The sequence below is a fragment of the Corallococcus sicarius genome, from assembly GCF_003611735.1.
GTDB lineage: Bacteria > Myxococcota > Myxococcia > Myxococcales > Myxococcaceae > Corallococcus > Corallococcus sicarius.
Genome location: NZ_RAWG01000099.1, coordinates 1 through 19,572 on the forward strand (window position 1 = coordinate 1; position 19,572 = coordinate 19,572).

Here is a 19,572-nt window from a genome sequence, read left to right on the forward strand (position 1 = left end):
CCCATGCGCAGGCCCCGCCGCCTCCAGGTGCGCCGCCGCTGCTGACGCTGGATCCCCTTGAGCAGTCCGAGCGCCCGCTCGTTCGTCACGTCCAGCGCGAGCACGTGGTTGAGGCACGCCAACGCCCGCGGCGTCCGCTTCTCCTGAAGCTGCCGCTCCCCACGCTCCAGCAGCGCCGCGACGATGCGCTGGCGCGCGAGCCGCTGGTACGACGGCGGATCCGCGAAGAAGGAGATCAGCTCCTCACCGACGCGTGAGAACCCCAGCCCCGCGAGCGCGTCCGCCAGCGCGTCGCGCAGCTTGCCCGCGTTGGGGTAGCGCCGCTGCGGATCGCGCTGGAGGCACGTGGCGCAGATCTCCGCGAGCTCGTCCGACAGCGTGGGCACGCGGCGGCGCGGATCCTCGTACGTCCCGTCCAGGATGCGCTTGAGCGTCGCGGTGGTGTTGGACGCGGTGAACGGCAGCCGGCCCGTCATCAGCGCGTAGAACATGATGCCCAGGCTGAAGATGTCCGCTTCCGGCCCGGCCTCCAGGCCTTCGATGATCTCCGGCGACATGTGCGCGGGCGAACCCACCAGCGCGCCCGTCAACGTCATCCGGTCCTCGATGTCGAGCAGCCGCGCGATGCCGAAGTCCATGAGCTTGAGGACCCCGTCCTCGCGCACCATGACGTTCTCCGGCTTGAGGTCGCGGTGGATGACGCCCGAATCGTGCGCGTGCGCCAGCGCCGCCGCCAGCTCGTGGATGACCATCGCCGCCAGCTCCGGCGGCTCCATGGGGCCGTCATCCAGGTACGTCTTGAGGGTGCGGCCCCGGATGTACTCGGTGACGATGAAGGCGTCGTGCGCCTCCGCCGAGGAGAAGTCGAACACCTCCAGGATGTTGGGGTGGTGCAGCTTCGCGACGGCGCGGGCCTCGCGGGCGAGCCGGCGGCGGGACTCGTCCTTGCCGGCCAGGTGCGGGTGCAGCACCTTCACCGCGACCTCGCGGTCCAGGGCGGTGTCGAGCCCCTTGTACACGACGCTCATGCCCCCGGAGCCCAGCTCCTCCAGGATGCGATAGCGACCGATATGGCGGCCGACGAGCGACATGGCGTGGTGCGCTTCTCCCTCAGTCCCCGAAACCGATGCCCATGCTCCGGGCGAACCGCACCAGGTCTCCCTGGGGATCCACCCGTCGCTCCTTGCGCGACTCGCTCAGCGGAACGCTGACAATCTCGTTGTTCCGCAGCGCCACCATGTGTCCCCACTCACCATCACGGATGAGGTCCAGAACCTTGCACCCGTAGCGCGTCGCCAGCACGCGGTCCGCGGCGCTGGGGCTGCCTCCGCGCTGCAGGTGACCGAGCACCGTGACACGAATCTCCGCATCGATGTGGCTCGCGAGCAAATCCGCGCACACCTTGCCTGAACCGCCGAGCCGCACGACGCCCCGGCCCGGGATCTCCGACGCCTGCGCCAGCACGGACAGCGTGCCGCCCTGGGGATAGGCGCCCTCGGAGATGGCGATGATGGAGAAGCTGCGGCGGCGCGTGGCCCGGCGGCGCAGCGTCTCCAGGATGGACTCCACCCGGTACGGAATCTCCGGGATGAGGATGAGGTCCGCGCCGCCCGCGATGCCGCTCTCCAGCGTGAGGAAGCCCGCGTGCCGGCCCATGATCTCCACCACCATCACGCGATCATGGGACTCCGCGGTGGAGTGCAGGCGATCCAGCGCTTCCGTCACGATGAGCCGCGCGGTGTCGAAGCCGAACGTCTGGTCCGTGCCGGACAGGTCGTTGTCGATCGTCTTCGGGCACCCGACGACCTTCAGCCCCTTCTGCGCCAGCCGGTCCGCGATGGACAGCGTGCCGTCCCCGCCAATGGCGACGAGCCCGTCCAGCCGCAGCTCCTCACAGCGGCGCAGGGCCTGATCCGACAAGTCCCGCTCCACCCAGGCGGCGCCTTCACGCACCGGGTAGGCGAACGGGTTCGCCTTGTTGGACGTGCCCAGGATGGTGCCGCCCTTGGGCAGGATGCCGCGCGTCTCCTCCACACCGAGCGGGCGGACGAGCTCCGGCTCCATCAACCCCATGTAGCCGTTCTCGATGCCCACGAACGAGTGGCCGAACTCGTGCACGCCCCGTCGGACGAGGCCCCGGATGAGAGCGTTGAGCCCGGGGCAGTCACCACCGCCGGTGAGGACTCCGAGTCGGAGAGGTCGTGTCATAGGAACGCGGGAACGGGAAAAGTCGGACGTGGGTGTCAGTGGAGGCTCGCGACACTATGACAGCAACGTCGGTGCGGATTGTAGGTGCCACCTCCAGGGTGCGCAACGCACGAATCACGCGACGCGTCGGATCTCCGCTCGCAAGGACGAGGGGGACACCCCTCAGTCGCGCTTGAGGCGGCGCCGGGAGGCCAGGCGATCCAGGAGGGCCTGGAGCGCGTCTTCCTTCTGGGGTGGCAGGGCCTTGTCGGTGGGGGACTGCACCGGCATCTCGCGGGCCATCCGGTACAGCTCCTCCAGCCGCTCCTGCACCAGCTCGTTGCCGGGGCGCTCCTGGAGCGCGCGGCGGTACGCGGCGGCGGCGCCCACGTAGTCACCCAGGGTGAAGAGGCGCTCGCCCTCCTGCATGGCGGAGGGCGGGCCGAGGGGCAGGCGCTGGGGCTCCTTCACGCGGTTGCGCAGGTGCTGGAGTTCCTGCGGCTGGAGGCTGTCGCGCAGGTGGGCGAGCTTGAGGGCCAGGCCCTCTTCGGAGGGGAAGGCGCGCTGCAGGTGCTCGAACAGCTCGAACGCTTCGGCCAGCTCACCCCGGCGCAGGGCGCGGTCGGCACGTGCTTCCATGTCGGCCCGGACGGCAGGTGTCATCTGGGACACGAGCGTAGCCGGAGCCTGCCCGGGATGTCACACCGGAAGCAGGAGCGCTCGTCGGGTCGCACGGCCTCCCCCGTTGCATGGGGAGACCCGGCGCCATGGAGCCATGGCGCCGGGCCGGCAGGCTGGGAGGCAGCCCTCCAGCTAGGCCGGGGCGTCGGAAGACGCCTGGGCCTGGGCCGCCTGCATGAGGGCCTGGATCGTCTTGAGGATGACGGGCGCCACGTCCGGATCCGCCGCGAGCGAATCCTCGTCCACCTTCCGGCCCGCGAGGGGGACCGTGAGCAGGCCCTCCATGACGTCCGTGAAGCTGATGGTCCGCAGCACCTCCATCAGCGACGCGTGCGCGTGCTGGGAGCGCGGCGAGGCGTTGATGAGCGCGGTGGGCTTGCCGGAGAACTCGCCGCTGCCCACCAGCCAGTCCAGCGCGTTCTTCAGCACGCCGGAGACGCCGTGGGCGTACTCGGGGCTGGAGATGAGCACCGCGTCCACGGCCTGGAGCGCCGCGCGCAGGGCCAGCACGCTGGGAGGCGCGACGCCGTTGTCGAGGTCGTCGAGGTCCGGGTTGAAGGGCGGGATGTCGCCGAGCGCGTCGTAGAGCGTCATCTCCACGCCGGGTGGGGTCAGCTTGATGGCGGCGCGCAGCAGCACGGTGTTGGAGGAGACCTTCCGGAGGCTGCCTGAAATGGCGAGGATCTTCATGGCGTGTTCACGTCTCCAGCGGGGGGCGTTCCGCGGCGGCGGACCATGCCACGGGCAGTTGCTTCAAACCATACAGGACCATCTCGTGACGGAAGGGCAGCTCCTGCACGGGCACCGCGACGCGCAGCGACGGGATGCGCTCGAAGAGGGTGCGGAAGACGATGGCCAGCTCCGCGCGGGCGAACGTCGCGCCGATGCAGCGGTGCAGCCCGTGCCCGAAGCCGACGTGGTGGCGGCAGTCGCGGCGGATGTCGAACGCGTCCGCGTTGGGGAAGGCCTGCTCGTCGCGGTTGCCGGAGCTGAGCATGACGATGAGCCCCTCGCCCTCGCGGATGAGCTGGCCGCCCACCTCCACGTCGGCGGTGGCCGCGCGCGGCAGGCCCGCGTGGTTCACCGTGAGGTAGCGCACCAGCTCCTCCACCAGCGCGTCCGCCAGCGCGGGCTCGCGCAGGAAGTCCGCGAGCTGATCCTTGTGCTCCAGCAGCGTGACGGTGCCCAGGCCGATGACCTGCGCCATGGTGTCGTAGCCGCCCAGCATCAGCAGCGCGGCGATGCCCACCAGCTCCGCATGGGTGACCTGCTCGCTGCGGGACTTGTCGGCGATGAGGCGGCCGAGGATGTCATCGCCTGGGGCCTTCTCCTTCGCCGTCACCAGCTGGTCGAAGTAGCCCATCAGCTCGATGGCGGACGTCTCCGACTCCTTCGCGGTGCGGCTGCGGTCGAGCACTCCGTCGGTGCGGCTCTGCACGAAGCCCGCGTCCTCGAACGGCACCCCGAGCAGTTCGCAGATGACGGCGGACGCGGTGGGCAGGGCGAACGCGCGGATGAGGTCCACGGGCTGCGGCTCCTTCAGGAGCGCCTCCACGCGCTGATCCACGAGCGCCTGCATCTTCGGGCGCAGGGATTCGATGTGCCGGGCCATGAACTCGCGCGTGACGAGCGCGCGCAGGCGCGTGTGGTCCGGGGCATCCATCTGCATGAAGAAGCCCGGAGGGGGCGGCACGTCGCCGGTGACATAGGACGGGTAGCCGGGGCTGCGGGGGCTGGAGCTGAAGCGGCGGTCGGTGAGGACGGCGCGGATGTCCTCGTGGCGCGTCACCAGCCACGCGGGGTCGCCTCGTGGTGTGCGGACGCGGGTGATGGGCTGCTCGACGCGCAGCCGGCGGTACTCGGGAGGCGGGTCGAACGGGCACGTCCGGGTGGTGGGCAGCGGAGGAAGGGCGTCGGCGGTCACGGCAGGATTCATTGGAGGCTCCATCGAAGGCATGGCGGCGGGAGGCGGGGAGCGCATCAGACGCTGGTCATGACCTGGAGCAGCGCCTGGGTGAGGCCGGCGATGGTGGGGTGGTCCCACATCAGGGTCGGATCCAGCGACATCCCCAGGTGGTCTTCCAGGTCGCCCGCGAGCGTGAGCGCGTAGACGGAGTCGAGGCCGTACTCGGCCAGCGGCACGTCGGCGCGGATGTCGGCGGGCTTGCGCTGCACATAGGTGGCGATGCGCTCGGAGAGCCACGCGCTGAGGGCGTCGGCGGAAGGGATGGGAGGCATTGGGTGATTCCTTTCAGTCAGGTGTCAGGGCGTGGAGGCGGGCGACGGGCGCCCACCTCCCAGCGGTTTCCGGGTCAGGTCGAAGGCCCGCGCGTCCTCGTGGCGCGCGAGCAGCTCCGTGAAGAGGCGCGTGCGGATTCCCTCCGGCAGCGGGCCTTGTGCGCGCTCCCGCCAGACCTCCAGCCGGTGCAGCGCCGCGAGCAGCCACGCGGGGTCACCGAGGAACGGATCATGGGCCTGCTGGCGCCACACGTTGAGGCAGGCGCTCGCGGCCATCAGCGTGATGGCCTTGGTCGTCAGGTCGTAGGACGCGGGAGACGCGGAGGCGGTGAGCTCCCGGGGAGGGAGCGCGGCGGCCTCGCGCCGGAGGACCTCCAGCTCCCGGGCGAAGGACTCCAGGCGTCCGCGCAGCTCGCGGGTCTCCTCGGTCGGGTGGGCGTTCAGTGCCTCCAGCCCCTCCAGCAGCGAGCCGGTGAGTCCGTCCTGTCCGCCCCCACTGAGGGCCAGCTTGTCGAAGGGCAGGGGTGGCAGCGGCGCATCCAGCCGGAAGAGGTCCGCGGGCGCGGGCATGGGTTGGGCCCAGCCGCGACGGGCGAGCAGGGGCAGTTGAGGCAGCAGCGTCATCTGGCCTGCGACGCGGGCCAGGTGGCCGAAGCCCACGGGCTGCAGGTCGCGCAGCAGCTTCTGGAAGACGGCGGTGTCCCCGTCGCGCAGGTAGAAACGCGCGCCCAGCACGGTGGACAGCCGGCCCATGGCGTCCATCAGCACGCGGGGCACCAGGTACTTCACGGCGGCGGTGGTGAGGCTGGCCTCGCGGGGCAGCAGGTGTACGCCGCGCGCGGCGGCCGTGGTGAAGGCGTCGCACAGCAGCAGGTCCGCGAAGGTGTCCGCGAGCACCGAGCGCGTCTGGGGCAGGTCCGCGACCGTGCGGCCGTACAGCGTGCGCCCCAGCGAGGCGCGCAACGTGGTGCGCAGCCCCGTGTCCACGATGCCCAGGAACATCCCGGGCAGCGCGACGCGCGTCACCTGGAAGGACTTGAGCGCTGTTTCCAGTCCCTGGCCCGGCGTGCCGAGCACTCCGTCCGCCGGCACGGGGCAGTCCTGGAACGTCACCCCGCCCAGGGGCACGCCGCGCATGCCCGCCGTGCGGAAGCGGGGCAGGTGTTTCACGCGGTCCGCGGGGACGCGCGTCAGGTCTACCAGCACCTGCGAGTGGTTGCGGCTGCCCGTGCCCGCCTGCGTGCGGGCGAAGAGGACCACCGCGTCCGCGCGGTGGATGTTGGAGATGACCTGCTTGGTGCCGCTCAGTCGCAGGATGTCGCCCGCGGGGAGCGCTTCGAACTCCGCGCGTGTCAGGTCGTTGCCATGCGCCAGCTCGTAGTAGCCGCACGCGAGCTTGCGGTTGCGCAGCAGCAGGTCCGCCACGGTGCGGCGCTGCGGCGCGCTGCCCGCGGTCCACACGTTGACCGCCGCGATGAGCGAGCTGGCGCCGTAGCCGAGGCCCAGGCACGGGTCGCGGCGGAACACCGCGCGCATGAGGTCGATGAGCCGGTCCAGCCCGGCCATCCGGCCGCCCTCCGAGACGGGGACGAACTCGGCGCCCAGGCCGTACGCGTCCAGCATCCGCTCGCCTGCGTCGAGCAGCTCGCCACGCTCGTCCGCGCCGAGAACCTGCGAGAAGCCCACCGGGTTGGTGTCGTCCCACGGGTCGCCCAGGCGCTGCTCCAGCGCTTCCACGGAGGTGGGATCGATAGGGGTCGTCACGGCGCACCTTCCGTCCTGGCGTCGGTCAGCAGCGAGTCGCCCAGGCGTTGATCCAGCGCGTCCACGGAGGTCGGTTCAGGGATGCTCGTCACGGCGCACCTTCCGTCCTGGCGTCGGTCAGCAGCGAGAAGGGGCCGGGCGCATCCACCACCACGTCGGCCAGGCGGTCGAAGACGCTCGCATCGCCGTGCTGCTCTTCCGGGCAGAGGCGGGACAGGACGCGCACGAGGCACGCCTCCAGCCAGAGCGCGTCGTGCCACAGCGGGCCCCGGGCTTCACGCGCGTGGCCCAGCCAGAGCTGTACGCACGCCGCGCCCGCGAAGCAGGCCTCGTAGTGCTCCGCCAGGTGGAACGCCTCCGGTGGCACGTCGCGCGCGGACGGAGGCTGCGCGGCCATGCGCTGGTGGACGGCGTCCGTGGCGCGTCCCAGGGACTGGGCCAGCTTCGCCACGGCTTGCGGCGCCTCGCCCCGGTCCGCGAGGGCCTGGAGCCGGAGGAGCGCATCCGGCAGCCCCTGCACCACGCTGCACCCTCCGGTGGAGATGAGGCCCAGGCGCGACAGGTCGGGTTCGGGGAGCGGGGCGGTGAGCGTCGTCGTCGTCGCGAGCCCGGCCACGTCGCGCCGGCCCTGGCGGAAGGCCCGGACCAGCGCGGGGAACTGGTTGATGACGGCGTTGCGGTTGACCAGGGTGCTGCCGTCGAAGATGGCGATGATGCGGTGGTCGCGCTCCACCTTCTGGAACATGCCGTGCGCGTACACATCGGTGAGGAACGAGCGCGCACCCATCAGGTCCGCGAGCTGCGCCAGCAGGTCGTTGATGGCCGTGGGGACGAACGCCTTGGTGAGGGCGGAGGTGAGGCTCGCCTCGGCGGGCAGCGCGTGCAGGGCGCGGCTGCCCACGGTGCTCACAGCCTCCGCGAGCAGCAGCTGCGTGGCGGCCGTCCCCAGGGGCCGACGGGCCCGGGGCAGGTCCACGAGCCGGCGCTCGTAGAGGTGATGCCCCTTCGCGAACTCCACCGTGAGGCGCAGCGCGTGGTCCGCGGCGCCCAGGGACATGGCCACCGCGGCGGTGCGCGTGAGCTGCAGGGCCTTGAGCACCAGCTCGATGCCGCCGCCCGGCTTGCCCACGAGCGCCGAGGCGGGCACGTCCGCGTCGTTGAACGCGATGCCGCTGATGTCCGCGCCCCGGATGCCGTGGGTCCGCTCCTTCGGCAGGCAGTGGAAGGCGCCCGGAGGAAGCTGTCGCTTGTCCACCAGGAACACGCTGAAGCCCCGGGGCCCGCCCGCGGGATCCGTGCGGGCCAGCACGCTGATCAGCTCGCCCCGGGTGGCGTTGTTGATGAGCCACTTCTCTCCGCGCAGGCGCCAACCGTCCGCCGTCGGCGTGGCGGACAGCTCTCCGGCCAGCAGGTCGCTGCCGTGGTGCCGCTCCGTCAGGCCCCAGGAGACACGCATGCCCCGGGACACCGCCTCGCCCAACGCCACGGCCTGCTCCGCGGTGCCGCCCACCCACGTGCACGCGCCACCCAGGAACGTCTTCCCATGGCCGATGGCGGCCGTGAGGTCGCGCCGGGCCACCGTGCGCCAGAGCGCCACGAGCTCCGGGAAGTGCGCGAGCCGTCCCCCGTGCTTCGTGGGGACGTAGTGCGCGCCCAGGCCGAAGGCGTTCAGCGCCTCGCAGGCCTCGTCGGGAAAGGCCTCCTTGCGGTCCAGCTCCGCGATGCGCGCGGGTGCGAACGGACCATCCGGGGACTCCAACTCCCGCAGCAGCGCGTCGAGCGCCTGGGAGGGCAGGGCGGCGGTGCTCATCCCACGAACTCCTCTTCGCCCGGGCCCCTCATCGCGGCCAGCCCCGGAGGCAGCTCCCCGGACTGCGCCTGACGCGCTTGCGCCACCTGGGCATCCAGCTCTTCGTGGAGCGCGGGGAGCGCGTTCGCCAGGAACAGCCGGCGCATGGCGGCGCGCTGGATCTTCCCGCTCGTGGTGCGCTGCACGCTGCCGGGCTTGAGCAGCACCACGCCGCCCACGCGGATGCCGAACTCGCGCGACACGGAGACCTTGATGCGCGCGGCGAGCTGATGGAACGCCTCCGTGTCGAAGCGGCCCTTCACCTCGTGGGTGACGACGACCGACTCCTCCTCGTCCGGAGGGGACACGGTGAAGACGGCGCCAAAGCGCGTGGCCAGCTCCGGGTGCTGCGCGCGCACCTCGTGCTCGATGTCCTGGGGGTAGAGGTTGCGACCGTGCGCGATGAGCATCTCCTTCAGGCGGCCGGTGACGTAGACCTCGCCTTCGTGCACGAGGCCGAGGTCGCCCGTGCGCAGGTAGCCCGCGTCCCCATCCGAAGTGACGGCCCCGAAGTTCGCGGCCGTGGCGACCGGGTTGTTCCAGTAGCCGCGCGAGACGCTGTCACCCCTCAGCCAGATTTCACCGATGCTGTTCGGAGGCAGGGGTTCGCGCGTGGTCGGATCCACCACGCGCACGTCGTAGCCTTCGGGGATGCCGCAGCTCACCAGCTCCCGGGCCTGCTGGCCGTCGGTGGCGGGGCGGTACTCGTGGCGCTCCAGCAGCTCCGCGGCGACGCGGCGGACGACGGGCGCGCGGTGGGCCCGGCCGGAGACGAACACCGTCGCCTCCGCCATCCCGTAGCAGGGGCAGAGCGCGGACTCCTGGAAGCCGGCCGGGGCGAAGCGCTGGGCGAAGGCGCGCAGCGTGGACGCCTGCACCGGCTCCGACCCGTTGGCCGCGAACTCCCAACGCGACAAGTCCAACCCGGCCAGCTGCGCGTCGCTGACACGGCGGCGGCACAGCTCGAACGCGAAGTTGGGCGCCGCCGAATAGCCGATGTCGTGCTTGTCGATCATCCGCAGCCACAGGTGGGGCCGCATGACGAACGCGTTGGGCGTCATCAACACGCAGGCGCTGCCCAGGAACAGCGCGGGCAGCAGCTGCGCCATCAATCCCATGTCGTGGTACAGCGGAATCCAGCCGCCGAAGCGGGTCCGGTCCGTGAAGCCGAGCGCGCGCTGGAAGCTGGCCACGTTGTGCAGCAGGTTGTGATGGGAAACCATCACGCCCTTGGGCTCGCCCGTGGATCCGGACGTGTATTGCAGGAGCAACAGCGTGTCACGAGGCGTGGGAGGCATCCGCCACGCCTCCGGGTCGCCCGCGCCCGCGACGTCCGTGGCCAGCACCTCCACGGCCTCCAGCCCCTCCGCGCCGGCCCACTCGGTGACGGCCGCGACGTGGGTGCTGTCGGTGAAGACGGCGCGCACGCCCGCGTCCCGGGCGATGGCCTGCACGCGGCGGCGCTGGTGCGGGTACTGACCGGGCAGCGGCGCGGGGACGGCGATCATCCCGGCGTAGAGACAGGCGAAGAAGCCCGCCACGAAGTCCACGCCCACCGGGTAGAGCAGCAGGATGCGCTCGCCCGCGGGGAAGCGCTCCTGGAGCCACGCGCCCAGCCTGCGCGCCTCGGTGTCCAGGCGCTGGTAGGTGAGCGTGGTGGATCCGTCCGCGCGGTCCAGGTCGCGCACCAGCGTGACGGCCTCCTGGTCGGGGCGGGTCCGCGCGTGCTCGCGCAGCAGCTCGGTGATGTTGGGGGCGTGCTCAAACGCGGACATGGGACCCTCTTGGCTCCGCGCGAGGCGGAGGCAGGTAGCCAATGGAGACGAAGTAGTCGAGGTAGAGGCGCAGGAAGTCGGGGTCCACCACGCGGCAGACGATGCCCGTGCCCTCCAGCGCCGCGTGCAGGTGGGTGGTGTCGAAGTGCGGCTGGCTGTTCGGGTAGCCCACGTCCTCGGACGGGGTGTCCTCGGTGAACAGCGGATGGAAGCGGGTGAGCGCGTTGCCCTCGTCGCGCTCCACCGACGCGGTCAGCTCGCGGTACCACGTGGCGTAGGGCACGCGGCGCAGCGGGTAGCCACACGCGTCCAGCATCTCCACCAGCTCGCTCCAGCGCACCGTGCGGGCCCCGGGCAGGTGGAACGCGGTGCCGTGGCGCTGGCCGCTCAGCGCGACGTGCGCGACGACGCGGGCGCAGAAGTCCACGGGCACCATCTCCAGCAGCACGTTGAAGTCCAGCGCGGCGCCCAACTGGATGCAGCCCTTCATCGTCTCGTTGAGGAAGGTGTCGGTGGAGCAGGCGCCGGTGTCCTGCGCGCCGGTGATGAGGCCCGGCCGGTAGATGCACACCGGCAGGCCCCGGTGCCCCGCGAGCGAGACCATCTTGTCGCCCACCCACTTGGTCTGCCGGTAGCCGCCCATGACGTTGGACGGGTCGGTCAGCTCCGCTTCCGCGAAGTGCTGCGGGCCCGGATGGCCCGGGAACACCGCGAGCGAGGAGACGAAGTGCACGGGCTTCACGCGCTTGCGACACGCCAGCCGCAGCACCTCCAGGGTGCCCAGCACGTTGACGGCCTTCAGGCGGGGATACGGCAGCGCGTAGCTGGAGTGCGCGCCGTTGTGGATGATGACCTCCACCTCGGTGGTCAGCGTCGTGTACTCCGCGCGCGTGAGGCCGAAGTAGGGCCGGCCCAGGTCGCCCGCCACGCCGATGAGGCGCGCAGCGTCCGCGTCGCGCCACAGGCCATAGCCGGTGAGGTTCTTGCGCACGCGCTCCAGTGCCTCGTTCGCGTCCCTGGCCCGCGCGAGCACGTAGAGGCGCGCGTCGGAGCGGTCGAGCAGCTCGCGCACCAGGTACGCGCCGGTGTAGCCGGTGCCGCCGGTGAGCAGCACCGTGCGGTAGGGCGCGCTCGCAGGCGGCAGGGCGTCCGGATCCGGCCGGACGTCGTCCGGGAGCCGGGCCTCCGCCCACAGGTCCTCGCTGGCGAGGCTGCGCGGGCTCGCTTCGCGCGAGGACGGGCCGCCCGTCTTCGCGCCAATCATCCGCACGAGCTGGGCGACGGTGGGCCGCTCGAAGAAGCGGCGCATGGCGGGGGCGACACCGAAGGCCTCCTTCACGCGCGCGGCCATCTGGGCCGCCGCCACGGAGTCACCGCCCAGGTCGAAGAAGCTGTCCTCGACGCCGACGCGCGCCACGCCCAGCACGTCCTGCCAGAGCTGGGCGATGCGCAGCTCCTCCGGCGTGGCGGGCGCCACGTACGCGGCGCTGGAGGGCTCGGACGCGTCGCCCACCGGGAGGCGGGCGCGGTCCACCTTGCCATTGGGCAGCTTGGGCAGGTCCTCCAGGATGACGATGCGCGTGGGGACCATCACCTCGGGCAGGTGCTCGCGGGCGAAGGTGCCCAGGTCCGTGCGCAGGCCGGACACGGAGGTGGACAGGAGCGGCGCGTTCGCCGCACGGGAGGTGGCGTCACTCATCGCTGCTGCTCCTTCGGCTCGAAGACGGCGTCGAACGTGCCGGCGCGTCCGGCTTCAGGCACCCACAACCGCACCGAGTGGCCGTGACGTTCGGCCAGGGCGACCACGTCCTCCGGACCCATGGCCAGCGTTTCATCCGCGTCCCAGAGCAGGCGCTCCACGTCCCACGCCGTCTGCTCGGGCGCGGCGTTTCGCAGGAGCTGGACGAGCGCCAACGGACGGACGAGGCGCCGGTTGGGGATGCCGGTGACGCTGAAGGCACCCGCGCCACGCTCCGTCTCCAGGAGCTTCGCGAGCCCGGTGCTCCGGTCGCCTTCGCCGGAGAGCTGACTCCAGCCCACGGTGTCGCGGAGGGGAGGCGGCGCGGCACGGGTGCCCAGGGTCACGTCGTAGCGGAAGCACGTCAGCTCGTTGGTGGCGTGGCCGCGCTTGAGCTCCAGGCACACCGGCTGGTGGGCCCGCGCGGCGTGCTCGCGGAAGAAGGACGGCGACAGGCACAGCTCGCGTTCGGCGGCCACCTGTCGGGCCACCGCCGCGGCGAGGTCGCGTGCGGGCAGCAGCGCGGGCGCCTTGTGCAGTTGCACGGAGGCGTGGAAGGCCTCCAGCAGCTCCATGTCGCGCACGTCGCCGACGAACACCGCGCCCTTCGCGCCGGCCACGCGCACGGCCTCGTGCAGCACGCGCGTGAGGTACTCCGTGCCAGGGAAGTATTGGATGACGGAGTTGATGACCACGGTGTGGCCCGCGTCGCCCGGCAGCGTGGACAGGTGGCCCGCGTCGCCGTGGATCAGCGTGACATGGCCGGGCAGGGGGCCCGAGCCCAGGGACGCGGCCGCGGTGCGCAGGGCGGCCTGGGACACGTCCAGGCCCAGGTACTGTTCGACGTGCGAGGACAGGTGGCGCAGCACGAGGCCCACGCCGACGCCCACGTCCACGAGGGTGCGCGGCTTCAGCGCGAGCACACGCTGCACGGTGTGGTGCAGCCACTCGCGCATCTGCACTGGCGGGATGGGCTTGCCGGTGTAGCTGCTGAGCCAGCCGGAGAAGTCGCGGTCCAGGTCGGTGCCGCGCGCGCCCGTCTCCGGGTCGGTGTAGGCGCCCTCCCAGACCTCGCCCCAACGGCGTACGTGCGCGTCCTCCGCGCCCCGGTCCATCAGGCCCGGGCCCGGCGAAACGAAGGCGACCAGCTCCGTGGAGCCATTGGCGCGCGGCACCGCGACGACGGCGACGGAGGCCACCTGCGGGTGGCGCGACAGCACGCCCTCCACCTCATCGGGTTCGATGCGGTGCCCGCGGATCTTCACCTGCCGGTCCACGCGGCCCAGGAACTCCAGCACGCCGTCCGGACGCCAGCGCGCGCGGTCGCCGGTGCGGTACATGCGCCCCTTGCGCGTGGGGTGCGGGACGAAGCGCTCCTCCGTCAGCTCCGGGCGGTTCAGGTAGCCCTGGCTGACGCCTTCGCCACCAATCCACAGCTCGCCGGAGACGCCAATGGGCACGGGCTCGCGCGCGGCATCCAGCACCAGGATGTCCGTGTTCGCGATGGGCCGGCCAATGGGGATGACGCCCTGGCGCGCGTCCTGCTCCGCGTTCACCTCATGCACGGTGGACCACACCGTCGTCTCGGTGGGACCGTACATGTTGAACAGCTTCACGCCGGGCAGCCGCGAACACACGCGCTCCACAAGGCCCGCAGGGAGGATCTCTCCGCCGACGAGCACCGCGCGTGCCCCACGCAGGGCGTCCAACGCGGCGGGCTCGGCGGCCACGGCGGCGAGGAAGGACGGCGTGCTCTGGGTGAGGGTGACAGCCTCGCGGCGGCACAGCTCCGCGAAGGCGAAGTCGGCCTCCGTGCCTTCCGAGCCTGGAGCCCGCACCAGGTTGTTCACCAGTCCCTCGCTGGCGATGACCACCCGGGCGCCGTGGGTGAGCGGCCAGAGAAGCTCCAGCACGGAGATGTCGAAGGACACGCTCGTGAGCGCGAGCACGACGTCCGCGGGCCCGCAGCCGATGCGCGCGTCCATGCCGAGGAAGAAGTTCACCACGTTGTGGTGGCGCACCCCGGTGCCCTTGGGCCGCCCCGTGGAGCCGGACGTGTAGAGCACGTAGGCGGCGTCCTGCCCGGCCGTGCCCGCCTTCAGCGGCGTCGTGGGCTGCCGGGTCCACTCCGCCGAGTCCACGTGGATCACCACGCGCGCGGGCAGCCCGGTGGGGCCCTCGCGGAAGGTGATGAGCGCGTGCAGGTCCGCGTCGGACGCGATGAACTCCAGGCGGTTCTGCGGGTAGCCGGGGTCGAGCGGCACATACGCGGCGCCCGCCTTCATCACCGCGAGCATGGCGATGACCAGCTCCGGCCCGCGCGTCAGGCTCACGCCCACGCGGCCCCCGCGACGCACGCCCTTTTCGTGTAGCAGGTGCGCCAGTTGGTTGGCGCGCGCATCCAGCTCCGAGTACCGCACCTGGACGCCGCGATGCACGAGCGCGACGCGGTCACCGCCCTGACGGGCCTGGTGCTCGATGAGCGCGTGGACGGTGAGCTCGCGGTCGTACGGCACTTCCGTGTCGTTCCAGCGCGCCACGCGCGCCCGCTCCGCGTCGTCCACGAGCGTCACGTCAGCGAAGCGGGCCTCCGGGGTGGCGGCGACGGCCTCCAGCGCGCGGCGGTAGTAGCCGGTGAGCCGCTCGCAGAAGTCCGTGTCCAGCGTGGACAGGTCGCAGTCCAGCCACAGGCGCAGGCCACCCTGGACGGGGTCGTAGAGGAAGTTCACCGCGAGCGGGTAGTTCGTCTCCGCCACGCCCACGCCGTCGAGGATGAGCGCGCCCGAAGGCCCGGTGACCTTCCACTGCCGCCGGAAGTCCATGAAGTTGACGTAGCTGTCCAGCGCCAGCGGGTGTTCCAGGTCCCGCTGCATCTGCATGAACGGGTAGCGCCGGTGCGGCGCGGTGTCGCGCTCGTGGGCGAAGACGGCGTGGGCCGCGGCGCGCAGGGTGCCCTCGCGCGTGTCGAGCCGCAGCGGCAGCGTGTTGAGGAACACGCCGATGACCTCATCGCCGCCTTCCTCCTCCAGCCGTCCGTTGGACACCACGCCGGTGACGACCTCGTCGGTGCCGCACACGCGCCGCAGGACCGCCACGTGCGCCACGGCGAGCAGCGACTTGAGCGGCAGTGACTCCTCCACCGCGCGCAGCCGCAGACGCTCCGCGAGCTGGGGCGGGAGCGCGACGTCGAAGGGCCGGTGCCGCGCGATGGCAGCTTCACCCGGAGGCATGGACCGGCGGGGCAGGAGGGAGGGCTCGGCGCCGCGCAGCAGCTGCGTCCAGAAGCGGCGGGCCTCGGGGTTGGCGACGGTGCGCCGCTCCTCCGCCACGAAGTCGCGGTAGCGCGAGGGCACCGCGGGCAGCCACAGCTCCTCGCCGGAGAGGCGGGCGCGATAGCGGGTGACGATCTCCTCCAGCATCGCGCCGTCGCTCCACCCGTCCAGCACCACGTGGTGCTCCACGACGGAGAGCTGGAAGGTGTCCGCGCCACGGCGGTGCACGGTGAAGGCGAGCAGCGGCGGCGAGGCCGGATCGAAGCGGCGGAACTTCTCCCGGTCCATCCACGCCTGGAGCGCCGCGCGGCAGGCGTCCGCGTCCAGGCCGCTCCAGTCCTCCGCCACGAGCAGGGGCACCGCGACCTCCGCGTGCACCAACTGGAGCGGCTCCGAGTACGTGGACAGGTCGAACGCGCTGCGCAGCGCCGGGTGCCGGCGGAAGGTGTCCATCAGCGCGCCGCGCAGCGCCGCCTCGTCGAAGCGGGCGCCCACGTGGAGGCTGGTCACCACGCGGTAGACGGACGTCGCGTCGTCGAACTCGGCGTGGAAGAGCATGCCGGCCTGCATCGCGCTCAGCGGGTATGCGTCCTCCAGGCCCGGGGGCAATCGCGCGCGGTCCGCCTCGCGCAGCAGGGCGAAGGGAGCCGTGTGCTCGCGCCGCTGGCCGGTGCCGTCCAGCGGGAGCAGGTGCTTCGCCAGCTCGCGCAGCGTGGGGTGTCGGAACAGCTCCTGGACGTGGAACGTCAGCCCCTGCTTCTCCAGGGCCGCGCGCACGCGGATGCTGAGCATGGAGTCGCCGCCCAGCGCGAAGAACGAGTCGTCCAGACCCAACTGCTCGCGGCCCAGCACCGCCTTCCAGACGGCGTGCAGGAGCAGCTCGTGGGGCGTGGACGGGGCCTCCGCGGACGCCTCGCCCGCGGAGGCCAGCACGGGGGCGGGCAGGGCGCGCCGGTCGATCTTCCCGCTGGACGACAGCGGCAGCGCGTCCAGCACGAGCAGGTGCGCGGGCACCATGTACTCGGGGAGCCGCTGGGCCGCGTAGTCCGTCAGCTCGCGGGGCGTGGGCACCGGGGCCCCTGCCTTCGCCACCACGTGCGCGACGAGCCGGCGGTCCGACGGAGAGCGGTCCCACGTGGTGACCACGGCCTGCTCCAGCGCGGGGTGCCCGAGCAGCACGGACTCGATCTCCCCCAGCTCGATGCGGAAGCCGCGCAGCTTCACCTGGTGATCCAGCCGGCCCAGGAACTCGATGGCGCCATCCGCGCGGTGGCGCGCCAGGTCGCCGGTCCGGTACATCCGGGCGTCGGGCTCCTGGGAGAACGGGTCGGGGATGAAGCGCTCGCGCGTCAGCTCCGGGCGGTTCACGTAGCCCAGCGCCACCTGGACGCCGCCGATGTGCAGCTCGCCCGGGACGCCGGGAGGCGTGGGTTGCCCGGTCCGGTCGAGCAGGTAGATGGCCGTGTTGTCCACCGGCCTCCCGATGGGGATGGGGCCCGCGGCGTCCTCCGGGGTGCAGGCCCAGGCCGTCACGTCGATGGAGGCCTCGGTGGGGCCGTACAGGTTGTGCAGGCCGATGCCGTGACGCTCGCGCGGGAAGGTCTCGAAGAAGGCGCGCACCGTCTCCGGCCGCAGCGCCTCACCGCTGCATATCACCCGGCGCAGGCCCGTGGCGGTGGCGGCCTCGGGCTCCGCCAGGAACAGATCCAACATGGGCGGGACGAAGTGCAGCGTGGTGACGGACTCGTCGCGGATCGTCCTCGCCAGGTAGCGCGGATCCTTGTGGCCCCCGGGTGCCGCGAGGAACAGCCGGCTGCCCACGATGAGCGGCCAGAAGAACTCCCACACCGACACGTCGAAGGTGAAGGGCGTCTTCTGCAGCACCGTGTCGCCAGGCCCCAGCCCATACGTGTCCTGCATCCACAGGAGCCGGTTGACGACGCCCCGGTGGGGCACCGCGACGCCCTTGGGCCGCCCGGTGGAGCCCGACGTGTAGATGACGTACGCCGCGTCCCGGCCCGCCGCCCGGGGCAGGGGCAGGGACGGCGCGCCCAGCGTGGGCAGGAGCGTGTCCACCGGCAGCGCCTCCACGCGCAGGCCCTCCAGCCGCGAGGCCAGCGTGGAGCGCGTGAGGACCGTGCGCAGGCCCGCGTCCTCCACCTGGAACGCGAGACGGGCGCGGGGCAGCTCCGGATCCAACGGCACGTAGGCCGCGCCGGCCTTGAGGATCGCGAGCAGGCCCACGACCAGCTCCAGCGAGCGCTCCTCGAACACGCCCACGTGCTGGCCCGGCATGACGCCGCGCGCGCGCAGGTGCGCCGCCAGCCGGTCCGCCTGCGCGACCAGCTCCCGGTACGTCAGCGCGGCGCCGGTGACGGCGGCGGCGATCGCGTCCGGTGTGCGGCGGGCCTGCGCATCCACCAGCTCGTGCAGGCCCCGCGACAGATCATGCGGGCGCCGGGTGGCGTTGAGGCCTTCCAGCAGGTGCTCCCGCTCCCCATCGAGCAGCAGCTCCAGCCGCTCCACGGGCAGGGCCGGATCCGCCTGCGTGAAGCGCTCCAGGAAGCGCAGCAAGCGGCGCTGGTGCCCGGCGATGTCGTCCGCGCTGTACAGGTCCGGGTTCGCGTCCAGGTAGAGCTGGAGGTCGGAGCCATCCGAGCGGCCATAGAACCCCAGCAGCAGGTCCTTCACCGGCCCGGAGGACAGGTAGTGCGCGGTGGTGGCGTGCTCGCCGAAGCGCACCGCGTGGTCGAAGGAGACGACGTTGACCACCGGGCCCGTGGCGCGGCCCTCGTGGCCCTTCAGGCGCAGGGCGTGTTGCAGCTCCTCGCCCCGGTGGCGCTGGTGTACGAGCAGGCGCCCCACCTGCGAGGACACCTGCTTCACCAGCGCCTGGACGCTGGAGCCGGACGGCACCGTCAGGCGCAGGGGAAGCTCGTTGGCCAGCATGCACGGCGTGGCGCGCGAGGCGGCCGTCAGGCGGCTGGAGACGGGCAGGGCGAGCACCACGTCCTCGGCGCCCGTCATCCGGTGCAGGTAGGCCGCCGTCGCCGCGATGGCGATGACGGACCAGCGCGTCTGCTCGCGCCGGGCCGCCGCGCGCAGGGACTCCATGGCGTCAGCAGACAGATGTGTCGTCCGCCGCAGCAGGCCCCGGGACGCCAGGGTCGCGCCTGTCGTCAGACGCGCCGGCTCCGGTGGGGCGGCGAAGGCGTCATGCCAATACGTCCGGTCGCGCTCGGCCTGTGTCGAGCCGAGATACGCGGCGTCCTCCGCCAGCAGCGTGGCGAGCGGCGCGAACGCGGGGGCCTCCGCTTCCGGCTGTCCCACGAGCGCGGAGTAGCGCTGGGCCACGCGGCGCCAGTAGAGCGTCTGGCCGAACCCATCCATGAGGATGTGGTGGTAGCGGACGTAGAAGAAGGACCGCGCCGGGCCCGCCTGGAAGAGCGCGTGGTGGAAGAGCGGCGCCTCACGCAGGTCCACAGGACGCAGCAGGTCGGATCGCATCCACGATTCCGCGGCCTGCCGGGGGTCGGCTTCACCGCCCACGTCCACCACATCCAATGCGACGGCGCCCGAGGGAGAAGACACCTGCCAGGGCCCGTCCGCATCTTCGACAAAGCAGACCCGGAGGGTTTCGCTTTCCAAGACAGTCTCACGGACCGCCCGGGTCAGAAGCGAGACATCCACCGGCCCATGGATTTCAAGATAGGCGCCGCAATTGTAGCGGGGGTTGGATGGGTCCAGCTGCTGGGCTACCCAGACACCGCGCTGCGCTGCGGTCAAAGGCCATCGAGACACAGCAGTGTCTGTTGCATGCATCCGAACTTCCCCCAAATCCGGAACGCCGCCGTGAAGGCGTCGGCCGCAAGCACTTCCCCAATACAGTCCCTGCGCTCGAACCAGTACGTTTAATATTTTATCGAGTCAAGATAAAACCGGGCAGACTGGAACCGGCAGAATCCACGAACTCCATCCTTCCGGTGCGACAGTCGGAATCATTGTTCATGCGTGTTTCTGGCCTGTGAAACATGCAGGTGAGCTTCCGGGAACACGCCTGTGAGGCCG

Annotated in this window: 11 protein-coding genes; all 11 read right to left on the bottom strand. The window is 71.7% G+C overall.

What is annotated here, in order from left to right; translation table 11 throughout:
- On the bottom strand, nt 1-1,091 hold a 1,091-nt coding region (locus D7X12_RS17250; RefSeq protein ID WP_147443704.1), incomplete at its 3' end, for a serine/threonine-protein kinase.
- Between the two features lie 19 nt (nt 1,092-1,110).
- A complete protein-coding gene (locus D7X12_RS17255) occupies nt 1,111-2,208 on the bottom strand; it encodes a 6-phosphofructokinase (RefSeq protein WP_120626363.1) in 1,098 nt (365 codons plus the stop codon).
- Between the two features lie 162 nt (nt 2,209-2,370).
- Nucleotides 2,371-2,850, bottom strand: a complete 480-nt coding sequence (locus D7X12_RS17260; protein ID WP_120626364.1) for a hypothetical protein — start codon at nt 2,848-2,850, stop codon at nt 2,371-2,373.
- 150 nt (nt 2,851-3,000) lie between these two features.
- Nucleotides 3,001-3,558, bottom strand: a complete 558-nt coding sequence (locus D7X12_RS17265; RefSeq protein ID WP_120626365.1) for an NADPH-dependent FMN reductase — start codon at nt 3,556-3,558, stop codon at nt 3,001-3,003.
- Between the two features lie 7 nt (nt 3,559-3,565).
- Nucleotides 3,566-4,804, bottom strand: a complete 1,239-nt coding sequence (locus tag D7X12_RS17270) for a cytochrome P450 (protein WP_120626366.1) — start codon at nt 4,802-4,804, stop codon at nt 3,566-3,568.
- 44 nt (nt 4,805-4,848) lie between these two features.
- Nucleotides 4,849-5,106 carry an acyl carrier protein gene (locus D7X12_RS17275; RefSeq protein WP_120626367.1) on the bottom strand — a complete coding sequence of 86 codons (258 nt, stop codon included), beginning with the start codon at nt 5,104-5,106 and terminating at the stop codon, nt 4,849-4,851.
- 24 nt (nt 5,107-5,130) lie between these two features.
- Nucleotides 5,131-6,870 (bottom strand): acyl-CoA dehydrogenase family protein, encoded by a 1,740-nt coding sequence (locus D7X12_RS17280; protein ID WP_208719102.1) that lies wholly within the window; start codon nt 6,868-6,870, stop codon nt 5,131-5,133.
- 88 nt (nt 6,871-6,958) lie between these two features.
- A complete protein-coding gene (locus D7X12_RS17285; RefSeq protein WP_120626368.1) occupies nt 6,959-8,680 on the bottom strand; it encodes an acyl-CoA dehydrogenase family protein in 1,722 nt (573 codons plus the stop codon).
- Nucleotides 8,677-10,494: a fatty acyl-AMP ligase gene (locus tag D7X12_RS17290; RefSeq protein ID WP_120626369.1), complete on the bottom strand. Its 1,818-nt coding sequence runs from the start codon at nt 10,492-10,494 to the stop codon at nt 8,677-8,679. The genes D7X12_RS17285 and D7X12_RS17290 overlap by 4 nt, the downstream gene beginning before the upstream one ends.
- A complete protein-coding gene (locus D7X12_RS17295) occupies nt 10,481-12,193 on the bottom strand; it encodes a thioester reductase domain-containing protein (protein ID WP_120626370.1) in 1,713 nt (570 codons plus the stop codon). Before D7X12_RS17295 ends, D7X12_RS17290 begins: the two co-directional genes overlap by 14 nt.
- The gene (locus D7X12_RS17300) at nt 12,190-19,326 is read right to left on the bottom strand and encodes a non-ribosomal peptide synthetase (protein ID WP_120626371.1); all 7,137 of its coding nucleotides are present in this window, start codon (nt 19,324-19,326) and stop codon (nt 12,190-12,192) included. The genes D7X12_RS17295 and D7X12_RS17300 overlap by 4 nt, the downstream gene beginning before the upstream one ends.
- Nucleotides 19,327-19,572 lie beyond the last annotated feature (246 nt).